Origin of the sequence: Streptomyces sp. NPDC058864 (genome assembly GCF_042742985.1) — a bacterium.
Classification (GTDB): domain Bacteria; phylum Actinomycetota; class Actinomycetes; order Streptomycetales; family Streptomycetaceae; genus Actinacidiphila.
Genome location: NZ_JBHYMQ010000040.1, coordinates 58,866 through 74,585, shown reverse-complemented (window position 1 = coordinate 74,585; position 15,720 = coordinate 58,866). Strand labels below are relative to the sequence as shown.

Sequence of the window (15,720 nt, the reverse complement as noted above, 5' to 3'; positions counted from 1 at the left end):
CCCGCCTCATGGGCAGGGAGCGGAGGCTACACAGCCGGTACACCCCGGCGCACACCCCCGACATGATCGGCTACACCACAAGAAGGGACGCCATCGAGTGGAGTCGTAGGCCTTGTCCGCGTAGAGCTTGGAGGGCTTGCGCCGACGCGGTCCGCGGCGGGAGCGGATCGGCGGTATGCCGCGGATCAGGGGAATCAGTGCCTGGCTGTCGTGTGTGTTCGCTCCCGAGATCCCGATGGCGATGGGCAGACCGGAGCCTTCGGTGATCAAGTGGATCTTCGACCCGTTCTTGCCCCGGTCGACAGGATTCGGGCCTGTCAGGTCCCCCCTTTCAGGGCCCGCATGTTCACCGAGTCGATCGCGCACCGGCTCCAGTCCAGCTCACCGCGTGAGCCGAGCTCGTCGAGGACCAGGCGGTGCAGCTTCGCCCACACTCGGGCCTTGGTCCACTCCGTGAACCGGCGATGAGCGGTCGCGCCCGATGGCCCGAACGACGGTGTGGGCAACTGCTGCCACGTGCACCCCGACGTCGCCACGAACACGATGGCCGCCAGCACTTCCCGATCCCCGTGCCGTCGCCGGCCACCGCCTTGCGGCCTGGTCGGTGCAGGCGGCACCACCCGCTGAAACAAGGCCCACAACTCATCCGGCACCAGCCGCTCAACGATCCCCACGCCCGCACACTACCGAACCAGCCAATTGAGATGACTTCTAATCAAGGAGCACCATGCCGCCGACCACGTGGTAGGGGCCGTGCGACTGCCACGCTAGGACGGACGTTCAGACGGTCGGCGATGCCGGTGATGGCCACCTTGTCCGGGACTCAGGTTCCAGATGGCCAAGGCCAACCGGACCGCCGATCTCGGCGGGGACTAGCCGACTCGGCCATCTACGGGATCCTGACTAGCGATCTTGTCTGAAAGGTAAGGCGCCTCCGGAGCAACCAGGCAGGCGGCTGCGCTCCTCTCGCCCACGTCGTAGCCGCCGGCGGCAAATCGCAACTTTCGCGACGATGCGCCGCTGCCTCCTACGGCCCATCGCCATGGTTCTCCCTCGACGCTAGGACGTCTAGCTCCGAGCAGAGGCCAGGTGCGACGTCCGCTCAACGGTGCGTGGGCTGGCGGCAGACGGGATGGGACCGGGGTGTAACATCAACCGCCTGTCACGACGGGGACGATCACTGCTGCGATAGCTGAGAGCAGACCCCCCACAGCCAGGACAGCATTGAACTTCTCTTTCGGCGTTGGGAAGACCGCGCGGCTCACGTCTCCGACCTTGCTTCGGAGCACAATCATCTTGAGCTTCTGCCAGCGATGTTGGCGATTCCGGCACCCCATCAGGATGCCGTAGGCGTTGTTGCGACAGTAGGTCCGCCCATCTCGGTTGACCGCTCCACACCAGACCGGTACCTGGAAGGAGGCGTAGGCCGAGACCCCTACCGACAGAGCCACAATGACTGACAGCGCCCATTGCTGGCTCCATGCAACGATCACTGCTGCAACTGATACGTAGCCCCAGTACAGACGCACCACTTTCCCCATGGCCACGCAGAGTAGCGACATGTGCGCAGGCCGAACAGAGGCAAACTGGACTGCACTTTCGAGTCCCAGTCGCGAGTAGGCCCGCCCAACACGACGAGCCTCGGCCATGTGACCTGGTCAAGGGCCTCTCTTGCTCGCGGTGGGTGCGAGATCATTCCACTCAGGGCGGCTCGCGCCACGAGGGTTCTCAAGAGCACTGCGGCCGAAGTCACGTAAGGTTGGCCGGTGCTGATGGAGCAGCCGCCGACAGACGTGGTCGAGCGGATCGCATGCAGGAAGGCCTTCGAGCCCCACAGGCTCACCAATGACGGGCTGCGGAGCGGGAACCGGGCCGAAGAAGCTCGTGAAGCACCTGTGAAAATGCTGTTCATTCGATATGGTGATCGCCTTGGGGGCGGGCGCATGACATCGGCTGGCCTCCCGCTTGTCTGCGTAGATGAACAAGGGGGCGGCAGGTGCCGTACACCGCAGAGATCAGCCGGACCAACCCGGGCTGCTTCATCTTCCTCGTCGACCAGTCCGCCTCGATGAGCGACCCCATGGGCAGTGGTGAGGTCTCTCAGCAACGGGCCCAGGTGGTGTCCGACGCGATCAACCGGCTGCTGACCGAGTTGTCTGTCAAGTGCGCCAAAGAAGAGGGCGTACGGGATTACTTCCACGTGGCGGTGATCGGGTACGGGCACAATCACGTCGGCTCCGCGTTCCAAGGGGCGTTGGCCGGGCGCGACGTCGTTCCGCTGAGCGAGGTCGCCAACAATCCGGCCCGGGTCGAGAGCCGTACCAAGAAGGTGCCCGACGGCGCCGGCGGACTGGTCGAGACATCGGTCCAGTTCCCCGTGTGGATGGACCCGGTCACCAACGGCGGTACACCTATGACGCGCGCCCTCGGCTACGCGGATACCCTGGTGGCGAATTGGGTCGAGGCGCACCCGAGCGGCTTCCCGCCCATCGTGCTGAACCTCACCGATGGTGAGTCCACCGACGGCGACCCCACGAGCGCCGCCATCGCACTGGCCTCACACGCCACGGCCGACGGAGCGGTACTCCTGTTCAACCTGCACGTCTCCGGCAGCAACGGTGCAGCCGTCACCTTCCCGGACAGCGAAGAGGGGCTGCCGGACACGTACTCGCGGCTGCTGTTCCAGATGTCGAGCGTCCTGCCCAGCCACATGCGCTCCTACGCGGCCTCACAGGGCCACCGGGTCAGCGAGTCGACGCGGGGCTTCGTGTACAACGCCGACATCACCTCCATTGTGGAGTTCCTCGACATCGGCACCCGCGCCACAGAGCTGCGCTGACCATGGGGGACGTCCCGGTGCTGCCGGAATTCCGGCAACTGCGGGTGCCCAAGGCCGGCAACAGGATCGAGGAGTGCGAGGACGCCGGACTGGTGTGGTGGCCTGGTGATCCCCGGCCGGACCATCACGGGCGCACGGTCGTGCCGGTTTACGCGGCGGTCTCTGACGGAGCATCGGAGAGCTTGCTCGCCGGTGCGTGGGCCGGGCGACTGGTGGAGGACGTCGTGGAGTCCATGTCCCTGGGGCACGAGTGGTGGGAGGACGTGGACGGGTTCGTCGGCGACTTCATGCGGCGGTCCGCGGAACGCTGGGACGCATATCTGGAGCGGTACCAGGCCGAGCGCGCTGCCCGTGGGCGGCCCATTACTTGGTATGAGCAACCCGGCCTAGACAAGGGTGCGTTCGCGACCGTCGTGGGTGCGGAGGTACGGGCCATTCTCCTCGGCGACGAGAGCATCGAATGGTCGTGGCACGCTTTCGCCTTGGGCGACAGCTGCCTATTCCACTTACGAGAGGGTTCGGTGCTGCGGGCGTTCCCCATTGAGAACGTCGATGGTTTCGGTATCACGCCGCAGCTCCTGGGCAGCCGCAACCACGATAGTGCGCTGGTCGCGGAGCGGCTGTCGATCGCACACGGCACGTTGATGCCGGGGGACGAAATCCTGCTGGCCAGCGACGCGTTGGCGGCCTGGCTGCTCTCCCCGCGCCACGAGTCGTCCGCGCCGGGGACACAGCTTGCCATACTCGCGGAGCTCGGAGAGGAATCCTTCGGCGAGTGGGTGAACGACCAACGCGCGCGGGGGCTCATGCGCAACGACGACGTAACTCTAATCACACTTAGGGTGAGAGCGGAGACGTGATGGCGATGTCCCGTGGCGGTCGTTCCGCCACCGGAACTGGAGGGGTCAGGAAGTTCCCCACAGGCGCGAACTACGCGGAGGCCCTGCAGCATCCCGAGCTCTGCTTCCGGGACTCCGACCTCAAGCACGGCACCGTCCAACAGACTCCCGTCCTCGGCCCCAAGGCGATCTCTGGCAACTTCGCCAGCGTCTTCTCCATCACCGCCAAAAACGGACAACGTTACGCGCTGAAGTGCTTTACCCGGGATACCTCCACCATCGGCACGCGGTACGCCGCAATCAGCACCGCCCTCCGGGCCCTCGCCACCGGCACGCTCAGCCAGCCGTGGCCGGTGAGCTTTGAGTTCCTTGAGCAGGGCGTCCTGGCGGTGGGCGACTGGTATCCGGTGGTCAAGATGGCCTGGGTGGAGGGCACCGACCTCGTCTCGTGGATCGAACGCCACCGCCAGGACACGACTGCCGTCCAAACCGTCGCCGACCGCTTTCTGGCGGTGGTGGGCGACCTGGACGATCACGGGATCGCCCACGGTGACCTGCAGCATGGGAACATCCTGGTTGCCACCGACGGCACGCTCCGACTCGTCGACTATGACGGCATGTACGTGCCCGCGCTCAAGGGCCAGGTGGCAGCGGAGAACGGCCAACGCAACTACCAATCACCCACCCGGACGGCCGCTGACTTCGGGCCCGCCATGGACCGCTTCTCAGCCTGGCTCATCTACTTCTCCCTAGTCGCGGTCGCCGCGGACCCCGGCCTGTGGAGCCAGCTCCACGAGAGCCAGGGCGAATACCTGATCCTCTCCGAGTCCGACTTCAAGGACCCTGCGACATCCCTGGCCTGGCCCTTGCTGCTCGGACACCCCGAGGAACGCGTCCGTATCCTGGCCGCCCGAATCCAAGGCTTCCTCACTCAACCTTGCTCGACGCTTCCCCGCCTGACGGCCGACGCCGTGACCCTGCCTGCACAGCGGTCGGCGACAAGCCAGAGCTGGAAGGTACGCAAAGCCGCCCCAGTCACTGTCACATCAGCAACTCCGCAGGCGTCGCCCGGTGGCGCGATCCCAGCTTGGCTGGCGGGCCACATCGCAACTGCCGGCAGCACGACACCCTCTCCACCCCCGTCCTCCGGCTTCTCCAGGCGCCGCCCCGGCGACCTTGCCGTGGCCGCCACCGCCCTGCTCGGCTCGGCCACCCCTGGAGTGCTGGCGGTCGGCGCTTTCCAGCCGCAGGGTTATCTCCCGGTGACCCAGGGGGCCGCCCTGGTCATCTCCGCCGCGATCATCGGCCTAGGACGACGCCTCAGACCCGAGTATCGGGTCGCGCGGCAGCGAGTGCGCGGCCTGCGTCGACGCGCCCGCGAGCTGAAGAATCCGGCGAGCGCCCACAGGCGCCTGGAGCAGGAGATCCGCAAGCTGGACGACGCCACTGCCAAAGAAAACGCGAGCGCCGACCAGCGCATCCAGGCCCTGCAGACCGATCTCCGGGACGGGCTGGCCCGCATCACCATGGAGCTGAACCGCCGCACTACTCAGGTCCAGATGCGGATCGCGGGGCTGCCCGCGAAGGAACAGAGCCTGATCGATAAGGCGCTGGAGCCCACGGTGAGGGCGCATATCGACACTAAACTGCGCAGCACATCGATCCACGACGCGCGCAACCTCCAGAATATGGGCGCTAAGACGATCACGGCCCTGGTCGACTCTGGCATTCGCACCGCGGCCGACTTCACCGGGGTGGCCTTCAGTCAGAACCAGTCGTACGGAAGCCGCATCGCATACCTCGTCCGCCCTAGCGGCCAGCGGGTCCGTGTCTCCGGCATTGGGGAAGCCAGGGCAACCGCCCTAAACGACTGGCGCACGTCCTTGGAACAACGAGCCCGGGCTTCGGCACCCACCGTGCTGCCCCAGCAGCAGCTAACCCAGATCCGCGCCGAGATCGCCACGCAGCGGGCACAGTGGAAGGCGGAGGTCAAGCAGGTGGAGGGCAAGGCCCAGCAGGATCGGGACGCCCTGCAGAGGCGGACGTCCGACGAACGGCAGCAACTCACCGCGGAGCGTCAGCAGCGCAGCGTGGAGTCCCAGCGCAAGCGGGCTGAGCTGCTGCAACGCCAGAAGCAGCTGACCGGTGCCGAGGCGGAACGGGTCCGGGTCACTGACGAGCTCGCCACCACCCGGGCAGAGACCCGGCGTACGCTCGGCATCGGGAGATACGTCAAGTTCGTGGTGACGGGGCACTGAACCCCCGCATCAGCATCTGCCCACTTGCCAAGACTGCGTACGGCGGCTGACATCAGTGGGAGCTGCGTGGACCATTCGTGGACCGTGGCCGGCTGTCAGCCCCTAGGCGACAGGTTGACCTGCTGAAACGCGTGAGACATACGGGGCCTCCGGAGCCGTGTGCGCGGGTTCGGATCCTGCTCGAGGTTCGGGCTTGCGCGAAGGCGTGCCTACCTGGTGGGCCATGTATTCGGCCGATCCTGCCTCCCCCGTTGCTCGGTTCAGCCGTGACTGAGTGATGGGCCCCACGGCGGCCAAAGCGGCGGCTTCCTCAACCTGGAGGCGAGCAGGTGATCAGGCGTGGGCCTTGAGGGCGGCCAGCCTCGCCTCGATCTCTGCCGCGTCGCCCATGGTGTCGAGGCGCTCGAACTGGGCGTCCAGTGACGAGTCGGCGAGTTCCTGCTGGCCGAGTGCCGTCGCTTCCTCGCGGCGGACTATCTCCTCGAAGCGGCTCAACTCGGTTGTCGGGTCAAGGACGTTGATGTTCTGCGCGGCGTCCAGCATCTGGCTCTGTGCCTGGGCGGTCTTCGCGCGGGCCACCAACTGGTCGCGCTTCGAGTGGAGCTCCGTCAGCTTGACCTTCATTCGGTCGAGGCCGGACTTCAGTTTGTCGACGACCTCCCGCTGCATCGCGATCGTCGGCTCGGCGTCCTTCGCCTCGCGCCCCGACTGAAGCTGCCGCTGCAGCGCCACCTTGGCGAGGTCGTCGAACCTGTCGGCCTCGGCGCCCGAACCGGCGGCCCGCAGCTCGTCGGCCTTCCTGCTGGCGGCCAGCGCCTTGGTGCCCCACTCCGCGGCCGCCTCCACGTCCTCCTGATGGTCCTGCTCCAAGAGGCGCAGATTGCCAATGGTGGTGGCGACCGCCTGCTCGGCCTCGCTGATGTTGTTGCTGTAGTCGCGGATCAGCTGGTCGAGCATCTTCTGCGGGTCTTCCGCCTGATCCAGCAGGGCGTTGATGTTCGCCTTCGCCAGCTGTGCGACGCGGCCGAGGATCGTCTGCTTGGTCATGGGGCCAACCTCTCGCTCTCGCTTTCCCCGAGTTGCCGTTCAGAACCTGCCGCCACCACCCCTCCGGCCGCGCGTCCCTCCGCCGCCGAAGCTGCCGGGGCCGCCCCCACCGAACCCGCCGCCGAAACCGCCACCGCGTCCCCCGCCGAACATGCCCCCGCCGGCCCCGCGGCCCATACCGCCGAAGATCTCCCCGAGCAGGATGCCGCCGAGCACCGCACCGCCCATGCCGCCGCCCCCGCGGCGGCCGCCCATGGCATCGCCGTACGGACTGCCGTACCCGCGCACATCCCCCTCGGCCAGCTGCTGCGCCGCCCTGGCCAGCGCATCCGCCCGCTGCGCCTCCGTGAGCGCCGCTGGGGGATCCCCAGAGTCCTGCGCCAGTTCGAGGTGCCGCTGTGCCTCGGCCAGTCGCGTCCTGGCCTCGCTGCCCACCGCCGCCCGGTGGGTCGTGATGAAGTCCGAAGCCGCGCCCACCGCACTGCGCGCCGTGAGCAGGGCCTGGTCGAGCAGTACGCGGGCCTTCTGGTTGCTCACCTCGTCTGCGCGCGCTCCGTTGAGGGCGTCGTCGAGGGCCGAGTCGGCCTCCTCCACGCGGCGCAGCACGCTGATCGGATCGTACGACCCCGCGGCGATCTGCGTCCGCACCTCGTTGACGACCGACTCGGCGCGGGCGATTCGGCCGTGCAGGTCGGCAGTGGAGATGCCCTCGGGGGTGCCGACGAGCATGCCCCGTGCCTCCGCGAGGTCGGTTTCTGTCTCCGTCAGCGCGCCGGGCAGCTTGCCCGCCGCTTCCGCGAGCTCCTTGGCCAGCCGGCCGACCGCGTCCACGAACGTGCCCGCCTGGTCGATCGCGCCCTCGGCGGCCCGCAGATGCACCGCGGCCGTGCCGCCCTCGTCCGCCACGACGGCCTCGCGGGCCTGGCCGACTTGCGTTGCGGCGAACACGAGCCGGTCCCTGGCCTGCTCGACATGGCCCGTCACGGGCTGGAGCGCGGTGGGCGCGTACCGGGTTCCGAGCTCGGTGAGCGTGGCCTGCGCGGTGTCGGTGCGGCCGGTGATGTCCCGCAGCTTCGCCTCGGCGTGCTCCAGCGCCTGCGGCGCGTTCTGCTCCAGCGCGCGAAGCTGGTCGAAGCCCTCGGCCTCCGCGTCGAGCCGGCGATTGGCCTCGGTGCAGCGCGCGATGATCTCGTCCAGCATGCGGCGCTTGGCCGCGTCGTCCTCCGGCATCGCGTCGTCGAGCCGCTGCCGCAGCCGGAAGGCCGCCGTGAGCTCCGACCCCGCGTACCGAAGGGCCTCACCGAAGGGCGCGGCCGCCGCTTCCCCGAACTGGGCGGTGGCGTAGCCGAGTTCTTCGGTGCTGGTGCGCACCGCGTCGTCCGTCTCGACGAGCAGCTCCCTGGCCCGCTGGTCGAGTTCGGGCAAGGGAACGACCTGTTCACCGCGCCCGCCCCGGCCTCCCTCGCTCGAGCGCGGCGTTCCCCAGCCCTGGGTGGTGCGGGTCCCGGAGCGCTGCTTGCGCCGGGCGGACACGTACCAGAGGGCGAGCACGGCTGCGAGGGCCACGACCAGCAGAACCAGACCACTCGTGACCCTGTCGCCGGAGGTGCCACCGGGGTCGGCCGCGCCCGGGGTGATCGCCGGAGTGGGTACGGGCCTGCCCGCGAGGACCGCGCCGATGCCGTCTGCCGCGCCGATGGCTGCCCCCGCCCAGTCGCTCTGCCGCAGCGCCGGTTCGACCGCGGTCTGCGCGATGTCCCGCAACTGGGCGTCGGTCAGCTGTGAGTCCTGGTCGACGGAGTACGCGTACTGCCGGTCGCGCGTGGCCACGGCCAGCAACGTGTCGTTCAGTCCGAGGCCGTTGCGATCGGCGGTCGCGTCGGCCCAGTTCTGGGCGGAGCGGCCGGAGAAGTCACGCACATACGCGACATAGAGCTGGACGCGGTGTGCGTCGTCGAGATCCTTCAGTGCCGTCGCGACGGCACCCTTGCGGTCGCCGAGCGCGTCCACCTTGTCGGTGATCTGACCGGTCCGCGACAGTGCGATCGGCTCGTCGGCTCGGGCGTCCGCGGCGGCCAGGACCAGCAAGCACAGCATCGCGAGCGCGCTGATGAGGGCATACGCCGTACGCAGGGTGTGCGAGGTGCGAACGCCTCCGTGCAACGGTTCTCGGCTCCGGTGCGGCCTCACCTTTGTGAGGGTATTACCCCTTCTGACCCACCGCGACCGCGACCGCCCCGGGCTGGGGCGCATGCCTGAGAGGGCCCGTGCCTGCGGGCCGGCGGGGCCCACAGCCGACCGGGAGGGCGAGGTGCACACCAGGGCCATCAGGGTGATGCTGAGGGAAGAACGTCCTCCGAGAGCAACAGGAGATCCCATGACGGACGCGGCCAAGAAGACCGAGCTGTACGCGAGGGACCTGGCTGACGCGGAGTGGGTGAGGAGCAGCCACAGCAACCGGTGGGACAAGACGTGCGTGGAGATCGCGGACCTCGGCAACGGCGCGGTTGCCGTGCGTGATTCGCACAACAGGGAACTGCCGCCGCTGCGCTTCACGGCAGAGGAGTGGGCGGCGTTTCGAGCGGGCGTACGTGACGGCGAATTCGGCTAGAGTCCGCCGCGATCCGGGCACCCGCCCATGAGCGGCGGTTGAGGACCTTTTGCCGGCCGTCGATGCGTGTGGCATACCGCGTCCGTGACATTCGGATCCGGCTTCGACGGCCGGGTTCACTGACAGCCTCATGCCTGCACAGCGTTCGCCCTCCGGCGCCGGTCCTGTCCCCCCGCCGCTGGGCGTAGACCAGTTCCCCGCCGTGCTCGTTCAGCGCCACCGCGGTTCGATCGCGGGAGAGCCGTCGCTCATGCCGTGTGTCCTTCGATGTCGCCGGAGGTCTGGTCGGGCGTCGAGAGCGCCAGCATCCGCTCCGCGGACTCCAGCAGGGTCTCGAAGGTGATCACTTCTATACGCGCCATGTGCGTGTTGTAGGTCCGCAGCGTCTCCGCAACCTGCTGGGGCGTGACCCCGTCACTCACGTACTGCGGATGCCCGATCACGACGGTCGCGGAGGCCCTGCGTGTGTCGACCCCGTACCGCGCGAGGATGGACTCCCTGCGCTCGTCCAAGGTCCGCAGGTAGTTCTGCGTCTGCGAGACCGCGCGGTGGACCGCGCGGCCGCGTTCGAGGAGGTCGACGAGCCAGCGGGCGCGGTCGAGGGCGGCGGCGCGTACGTCGTCGAACGCGTCGTTCCTGCGGGCTTCGGCCACCACGGTGTCGTACAGCATGCGGGGATGGTCGCAGGGAGGTCCGACAACGGCCCCGTCCCCGGGTGGGGACGAGGCCGTTCGCGGTGGGGCGTCAGCCGGACGTGGGGGCGGGCTTGGGCGGGACGGACTTGGGCTGGGCGGGCGGCTGTTGCTGCTGGGGCTGTTCGCCCGTGTCACCGTTCGAGGACTTGGGCTGGGCGGGCGGCTGCTCGGGCTGTTGGGGTTGTTCCGGCTGCTGGGGCTCGGAGGGCGGCTTCTGGGGCTGTTCCGGCTTTTCCGGCTGCTCCGGAGTCTTCGGCTGCTCGGGCGTCTTCGGCTGTTCCGGGGTCTTCGGCTGTTCCGGCTTTTCCGGCTGCTCGGGGGACTTGGGTTGCTCCTGCTTCGGGGACTCCTCCTGCGTGCCCGGGGACTTCGGCTCCTCCTTCTTCGGCGACTCCTCCTTCTTCGGTTCCTCGCTCTTCGGTTCCTCGCTCTTCGGGGACTCCTCCTTGCCCTTCTCCGGCGACTGCTCCTGCGTGCCGGGGGACTTGGGCTCCTCCTGCTTCTTCTCCTCGCTCGGCGGCGGCGCCGTCGTGCCCGGCGGTTCCAGCTGCGAGCCCGTGGACGGCGACGGCAGCACCGGCGCCGTGGAGTCGGAGGACCGGCCCTTGGGGGGTGCGACCTTCTGGTCGCGCTTGCCCTCGACGTTGCCGCTGGGGCGCTCGAACCAGCGCTTGCTGTCCTGGTCGTAGAGCGTGAGCGTCTTCATCGGTTTGTCGGACGGGACGACCGCCACCAGGCCCGCCGCGCGGAAGGTCTCCCACTGCCGGCCGCTGTACGTCGGCATGCCGTTGGCGGCTTCGGGCGCGCTCAGCGGGTTGCCGCAGGTGCAGCGGACGACCGGGACGCCGTGGTCGTCGACCATGACGGGGGTGCCGGCCTGGAGGATGGCCTGGTAGCCGGTGACCTTGCCGTCCTTGAAGCCGTGGCTGGTGACACGGGTGTCCCAGTTCAGCTGAACGGGCGTCAGCGCGCGCAGGCGGGCGGGAAGGTCCTGCTGCTTCACCTTCAGGGTGTCGGCGAAGGCCTTGGCGCGGGCTTGGTCGCCGGTGAGGTACGCGATCTGCTTCTCGACGTCGCAGGCGGCCTCGTTCTGCTTGCCGCTGTAGAGCCCCGGGTGGGCGCCGCTGACCTTGAGGGTGCCGCCCGGGGCCGAGGACTCGTTGGGGGTGATCGTGGGGGTGACCGCGGTGCCCGGCTCGCCCGCCGTGGACGGGGTGAACGGGTCCGGGCCCGCCGCGGAGGCGTTCTGCAGGAAGATCTCGCCGCCGCCCTTGGTGCCGCCGAGGAACGAGAAGGCGAAGATCACCGCGACCGCCACGACCAGCGCGGTGCCCGCGGTGACGAGGGTGCGGCGGGCCCGCCACCACGGGGCGGGGGGTCCGCGGTGGCGGCCGGGTTCTCCGGGTTCGCCGCCGCGCCCCGCGCCGCTCGGCGGGCCCGGTGGGCCGGGGGGCGGCGGGCCCGGTGGCGGCGGGCCGGGGGGCGGCGCCGCCGGTGGGGGCGGGGGCCCCGGCGTCACCGGCGGGTGCTCTCCCGACGGCCGGCCGGACAGCGGTCCGGACGGAGGGCCGGTGGGGCGTTCGGGCGGAGGAGGTATGGAACTCACGGCACTCTCCCCAGACGTAGGGCATCGGGAATTGAGGTCGATTCCCGTGCGCCCTCCGACTCCATTATGTGCACCCTTGCCGGGGGAGTGAATCGGCCACGGGATTCCTGGAAGGCTCGATGTTTCACGGGCATTTCGGCAGTAGGGGATCCGCAAAGGTCCCTCCCACCAGGGAACACGGGAGCGCGCCGCCCGGCATGTCCCGTCCTTTCGTGGCTTGACCGCCCGCACCTGCCCTGACCTGCTGCGCAGGTGGGCATTCGGTTCCGGGACGAGAATCGGTACATGGAAGCAGTGGGATACAGCGGCGCGAACACCGGCCTCTTGCTGGTCGACCCCTACAACGACTTCCTGTCCGACGGCGGGAAGCTCTGGCCCCGTGCGAAAACGGTGGCGGAGCAGGTGGGGCTGCTCGACCACATGCGGCAGGTGCTCGCCGCGACCCGGGCCCGCGGCGTCCGGACGTTCTTCGTCGCGCACCGCCGCACGGCCCCCGGGGACTACCAGGAGTGGGAACACCTCTCCCCCGCGCAGGAGGCGTCCGTCAAGGGGCAGATCTTCGCGCTGGGCTCCTGGGGCGGTGAGTTCCATCCCGACTTCCAGCCGGTCGACGGCGAGATCCGGGTGCACGAGCACTGGTCGTCGAGCGGTTTCGCCAACACCGACCTGGACTTCCAGCTGAAGCAGCACCGGGTGTCGCGCATCGTGCTGATCGGGATGCGGGCCAACACCTGCATCGACACCACGGCACGCTTCGGCCAGGAACTCGGCTACCACGTAACCCTGGTGCGGGACGCGATCGCCGCCTTCAGCCCGGCGGAGATGGAGGCGACCTTCGAGGTGAACGCGCCGGTCTACGCGCACGCCATCCTCACCACGGAGGAGTTCCTGGACGTGCTGCCGCCCTGCCCCGAGGAGTACGGGGCGGGGCGGTAGCGACGGCGGACGTCAGGGCCGCGGGGTGAGCCAGCGGTCGTACCAGGCCAGGGTGCGGCGCAGCAGGTCCAGCAGATGGCCGCGGCCGGCGATCACGTGGCCCTCGCCGGGGTAGACGGCGAACTCGTGCGGGACGCCGTGGTGACGCAGGGCGCGGTGGAGGAAGACGCCCTGGGAGACGGGCACATTGGTGTCGTCCTCGCCGTGCACGATCAGGACCGGGGTACGGATGCGGGACGCGTAGGAGATCGGGCTGACCCGGTCGTGGACGTGGGGCCCGGGGCCCTCCCAGCCGATGCTGCCGCTGCCCGCCGACTCGTGGGCGGCCCCGTACTCGCCGGTCGCGGCCAGCATGCCCCAGTCGCTGATGCCGGCGCCCACGATCGCGGCCTTGAAGCGGTCGGTCTGCGTGACGGCCCATGCGGCCAGGTAGCCGCCGTGGCTCCAGCCGCCGATGCCGAGGCGGTCGGGGTCGGCGACGCCCTGGGCGACGAGGAGGTCGATGCCCTCGGTGATGTCGGTCCATTCGGCGCCTCCGATGGCGCCGTCCACCGCGGTGGACGAGAAGGCGTGGCCGTGGCCCTCCCCGCCGCGGGGGTTGGGGAGGAAGACGGCGTAGCCGGCGGTGGCGAGGAACTGGCCGGGGGGCAGGTCGATGTGGAACTGCCATGAGTCGCTGTAGCGCGCGTACGGGCCGCCGTGCGCGATGGTGATCAGCGGGAAGGGGCCGTCCTCGCGGGTGCGGCCGGGCGGCAGGAGGAGCAGACCGTCGAGGGCGAGGCCGTCGGAGGCCTTGTAGGAGAGGCGTTCCTGGCTGCCCCACGGGATGTCGCGGATCTCGGGGCGGGTGTCGCTGATCCGGGTGAGCGGGCCCTCCGGAGGTCCGGCGTGGACGTCCTTGGGCTCGTACGCCGTGCCCGCGAGCACGGCGACGGTCCCGCCCGTACGGTCCGCGGTGAGCGCGTGGACGATGCCCGGGCGGGTGTGCAGGCGGCGGAAGCGCCGCTCACCGGGGTCCAGCCGGAACAGCGCGGTGTCCAGGCCGTCGGCGAACACGGCCAGGGGCGGGCCGTCGGCGATCTGGAGGAGTTCGGTGGGGCAGACGGTCGTGCCGGCGGTCAGGTCGCGTGCCTCGGGGAGTGCCTGGCCCGCGGGGTCCGCCGGGACCGCGCGGTCCAGGACGGCCGGGGAGCCGACCAGTCCGGGCGGGGTGGTGGCCAGATGGGCGAGGTGCCAGCCGTCCCCGGCCCGCCACCAGACCGGGCGGCGCGCCGCGTCTCCGGCCGGGCCGAGGTCGTGGGCGGTGCCGGTGGCGGTGTCGACGACGTGGAGCCGTGCGGTCAGCGAGCCGGGGTCCTGCTCCGCGTGGTCCCAGGTGAGGACGGCGAGCGTGCCGCCGTCGGGGCGCTCGGCCACCTCGACGACGTGCCGCTCGCCGAGGGCCTCGACGGTGCGGACGGCACCGCTGTCGAGGTCGAGCAGGCGCAGGCGGGCGGAGGGCTCGGGGCCCGTCCGCTCGGTCCACACCATCACGTCGTCGTCCTCGGCCCCGTCGGGTTCGTCGGCGGCGATCAGCGCGACGGTGCGGCCGTCGGCGAGCGGCAGGTGGTCCGCGATGCCGCCGGGCCAGGCGGTCAGGGCCTCGGCGGGGCCGTCCGCCTCGCCGTCGGCGGCGAGGCGTATGCGGTGCAGTTGCCCGGCGGTGGTGAACAGGACCGCCGCGGAGTCCGGGGCCCAGCGCGGGGCGCCGATCCAGGTCGTCCCGTCGGTCAGCCGCCGTGCCGGCCCGCCGCCGTCGGCGGGCACCGCCCACAGGGTGCTGGCCAGGCGGTCCGCGATGGCCAGGGGCCGCGCCGTGTGGACGACCGTGCGGCCGTCCGGGGAGAGGGCCGGGAACATCGGTATGACACTGTCCACGACCGTCCGTGCCACGTTTTCGCTCTGTGCCGTCAATGCGTCCTCCACAGCGTCCACTTGGATCTTCGCTTTTCCTCTGGGAACCGCGCACATCCTGCCGCAGCCCGCGGCCCGTGGACAGCCCCGAAGGATCATGGAGCTGTCGACGGCGAGGCCGGATCGCAAGGGAGATGGCGACGCCGGACTCCATATGGTTAGGTTAGGCAAACCTAACCCACCTTCCCGCGGAGATCCGGATGCGCAGCAAGACCACCGCCCCCCTCGCTCCCGCCCGGCCGACACCCGCCGAACGCATCCGGTCCGTCCTCGCCTCGGCCCACTCCATGACCGTCGTCACCGACCGGGAGCGCACGGAGGTGACCCGGCCGACCGCGCAGGCGCTCGCCGGTCACGTCCATCTGCACCCCCTCGAGTCGGCCTTCGGCCCCGGGGCCGCCCCGGTCTCCCTGGAGTTCACGGACGTCGCCCCCGTCGCGGTGCGGGACCGGGTGCGGGCCCGCGTGACCGTCACCGGCTGGACGGCCGCGCCCTACCGGCCGGACTCCCCGGACAGCCAGTGCGTGCAGTTCGTGCACGCGACACTGGAGACGGCGGAGGGCACCGCCTCCGTGGGCCTGGCCGAGCTGTCGACAGCTGAGGCCGACCCACTCGCGACGGCCGAAGCGGGGATGCTGACGCATCTGGTGGACGACCACGCCGAGCTCGTACCGCTGCTCCTGCGACTGGTGCAGCCGGCGCCCGCCCCCGGCGCGCGGCGGATCCTGCCGGTGGCCGTCGACCGTTACGGGATCACGCTGCGCGTGGAGTACGGGAACGGCCACACCGACGCCCGGCTGCCCTTCCCGTCCCGGCTGGAGGGCGCGGACCAGGCGGGCAGCCAGATCCAGGCGCTGCTCAACAGCGCGCGGCGGGTCTCGCACCGCGGGCGGCTGTTCGCCGGCTGGTGACCCGGCGGCCGGATCACACCTGGGC

The 15,720-nt window shown here is 70.0% G+C and carries 12 protein-coding genes and 1 pseudogene; 6 read left to right on the top strand and 7 right to left on the bottom strand.

Features of this window, described 5'->3' with window-relative positions:
- Positions 1-78 precede the first annotated feature (78 nt).
- Positions 79-674: pseudogene (locus ACFW3D_RS26600) on the bottom strand (IS5 family transposase); the annotation flags it as partial.
- 477 nt (positions 675-1,151) lie between these two features.
- Positions 1,152-1,541: a hypothetical protein gene (locus ACFW3D_RS26595; protein WP_500507846.1), complete on the bottom strand. Its 390-nt coding sequence runs from the start codon at positions 1,539-1,541 to the stop codon at positions 1,152-1,154.
- A gap of 455 nt (positions 1,542-1,996) precedes the next feature.
- On the opposite strand from ACFW3D_RS26595, the gene ACFW3D_RS26590 reads away from it, so the two are divergent.
- Genes ACFW3D_RS26590 through ACFW3D_RS26580 form a run of 3 tightly spaced genes read left to right on the top strand, consistent with a single transcriptional unit; the run spans position 1,997 to position 5,936 of the window.
- On the top strand, positions 1,997-2,839 hold the full coding sequence (locus tag ACFW3D_RS26590; protein ID WP_500507844.1) for a vWA domain-containing protein: 843 nt from the start codon (positions 1,997-1,999) through the stop codon (positions 2,837-2,839).
- A gap of 17 nt (positions 2,840-2,856) precedes the next feature.
- Positions 2,857-3,699, top strand: coding sequence for a hypothetical protein (locus tag ACFW3D_RS26585; RefSeq protein WP_500507842.1), 843 nt, complete (start codon positions 2,857-2,859; stop codon positions 3,697-3,699).
- The gene (locus ACFW3D_RS26580; RefSeq protein ID WP_500507840.1) at positions 3,699-5,936 is read left to right on the top strand and encodes a protein kinase family protein; all 2,238 of its coding nucleotides are present in this window, start codon (positions 3,699-3,701) and stop codon (positions 5,934-5,936) included. The genes ACFW3D_RS26585 and ACFW3D_RS26580 overlap by 1 nt, the downstream gene beginning before the upstream one ends.
- 333 nt (positions 5,937-6,269) lie before the next feature.
- Here ACFW3D_RS26580 and ACFW3D_RS26575 read toward each other — a convergent pair whose 3' ends face one another.
- Positions 6,270-6,983, bottom strand: a complete 714-nt coding sequence (locus ACFW3D_RS26575) for a PspA/IM30 family protein (RefSeq protein ID WP_500507838.1) — start codon at positions 6,981-6,983, stop codon at positions 6,270-6,272.
- 39 nt (positions 6,984-7,022) lie between these two features.
- Entirely contained in the window at positions 7,023-9,080 is a 2,058-nt protein-coding gene (locus ACFW3D_RS26570; RefSeq protein WP_500507850.1) for a TPM domain-containing protein, read from the bottom strand.
- Between the two features lie 280 nt (positions 9,081-9,360).
- On the opposite strand from ACFW3D_RS26570, the gene ACFW3D_RS26565 reads away from it, so the two are divergent.
- Positions 9,361-9,594, top strand: a complete 234-nt coding sequence (locus tag ACFW3D_RS26565) for a DUF397 domain-containing protein (RefSeq protein WP_500507836.1) — start codon at positions 9,361-9,363, stop codon at positions 9,592-9,594.
- Positions 9,595-9,842: 248 nt separating this feature from the next.
- Here the strand turns inward: ACFW3D_RS26565 and ACFW3D_RS26560 are convergent, their stop codons facing one another.
- Both ACFW3D_RS26560 and ACFW3D_RS26555 read right to left on the bottom strand, forming a co-directional pair.
- Complete coding sequence (locus tag ACFW3D_RS26560; protein WP_500507834.1) at positions 9,843-10,265, bottom strand: Shedu anti-phage system protein SduA domain-containing protein; 423 nt, start codon at positions 10,263-10,265, stop codon at positions 9,843-9,845.
- Positions 10,266-10,338: 73 nt separating this feature from the next.
- Positions 10,339-11,607 carry a DUF6777 domain-containing protein gene (locus tag ACFW3D_RS26555; RefSeq protein WP_500507832.1) on the bottom strand — a complete coding sequence of 423 codons (1,269 nt, stop codon included), beginning with the start codon at positions 11,605-11,607 and terminating at the stop codon, positions 10,339-10,341.
- A 573-nt stretch (positions 11,608-12,180) separates the two neighbouring features.
- Here ACFW3D_RS26555 and ACFW3D_RS26550 point away from each other — a divergent pair.
- The gene (locus tag ACFW3D_RS26550) at positions 12,181-12,831 is read left to right on the top strand and encodes a cysteine hydrolase family protein (protein WP_500507830.1); all 651 of its coding nucleotides are present in this window, start codon (positions 12,181-12,183) and stop codon (positions 12,829-12,831) included.
- Between the two features lie 12 nt (positions 12,832-12,843).
- Here the strand turns inward: ACFW3D_RS26550 and ACFW3D_RS26545 are convergent, their stop codons facing one another.
- Positions 12,844-14,748: an alpha/beta hydrolase family protein gene (locus tag ACFW3D_RS26545; protein WP_500507828.1), complete on the bottom strand. Its 1,905-nt coding sequence runs from the start codon at positions 14,746-14,748 to the stop codon at positions 12,844-12,846.
- Between the two features lie 236 nt (positions 14,749-14,984).
- Between ACFW3D_RS26545 and ACFW3D_RS26540 the strand changes: the two genes are divergently transcribed.
- Entirely contained in the window at positions 14,985-15,695 is a 711-nt protein-coding gene (locus tag ACFW3D_RS26540) for a DUF2470 domain-containing protein (RefSeq protein WP_500507826.1), read from the top strand.
- Positions 15,696-15,720: the final 25 nt, after the last annotated feature.

Bases quoted from the DNA above. Each gene is read 5' to 3' on its own strand.
- ACFW3D_RS26565 (WP_500507836.1), top strand. From the start codon at position 9,361: ATGACGGACGCGGCCAAGAAGACCGAGCTGTACGCGAGGGACCTGGCT.
- ACFW3D_RS26560 (WP_500507834.1), bottom strand. From the start codon at position 10,265: ATGCTGTACGACACCGTGGTGGCCGAAGCCCGCAGGAACGACGCGTTC.
- ACFW3D_RS26570 (WP_500507850.1), bottom strand. From the start codon at position 9,080: ATGCTGTGCTTGCTGGTCCTGGCCGCCGCGGACGCCCGAGCCGACGAG.
- ACFW3D_RS26575 (WP_500507838.1), bottom strand. From the start codon at position 6,983: ATGACCAAGCAGACGATCCTCGGCCGCGTCGCACAGCTGGCGAAGGCG.
- ACFW3D_RS26550 (WP_500507830.1), top strand. From the start codon at position 12,181: ATGGAAGCAGTGGGATACAGCGGCGCGAACACCGGCCTCTTGCTGGTC.
- ACFW3D_RS26540 (WP_500507826.1), top strand. From the start codon at position 14,985: ATGCGCAGCAAGACCACCGCCCCCCTCGCTCCCGCCCGGCCGACACCC.
- ACFW3D_RS26595 (WP_500507846.1), bottom strand. From the start codon at position 1,541: ATGGGGAAAGTGGTGCGTCTGTACTGGGGCTACGTATCAGTTGCAGCA.
- ACFW3D_RS26580 (WP_500507840.1), top strand. From the start codon at position 3,699: ATGGCGATGTCCCGTGGCGGTCGTTCCGCCACCGGAACTGGAGGGGTC.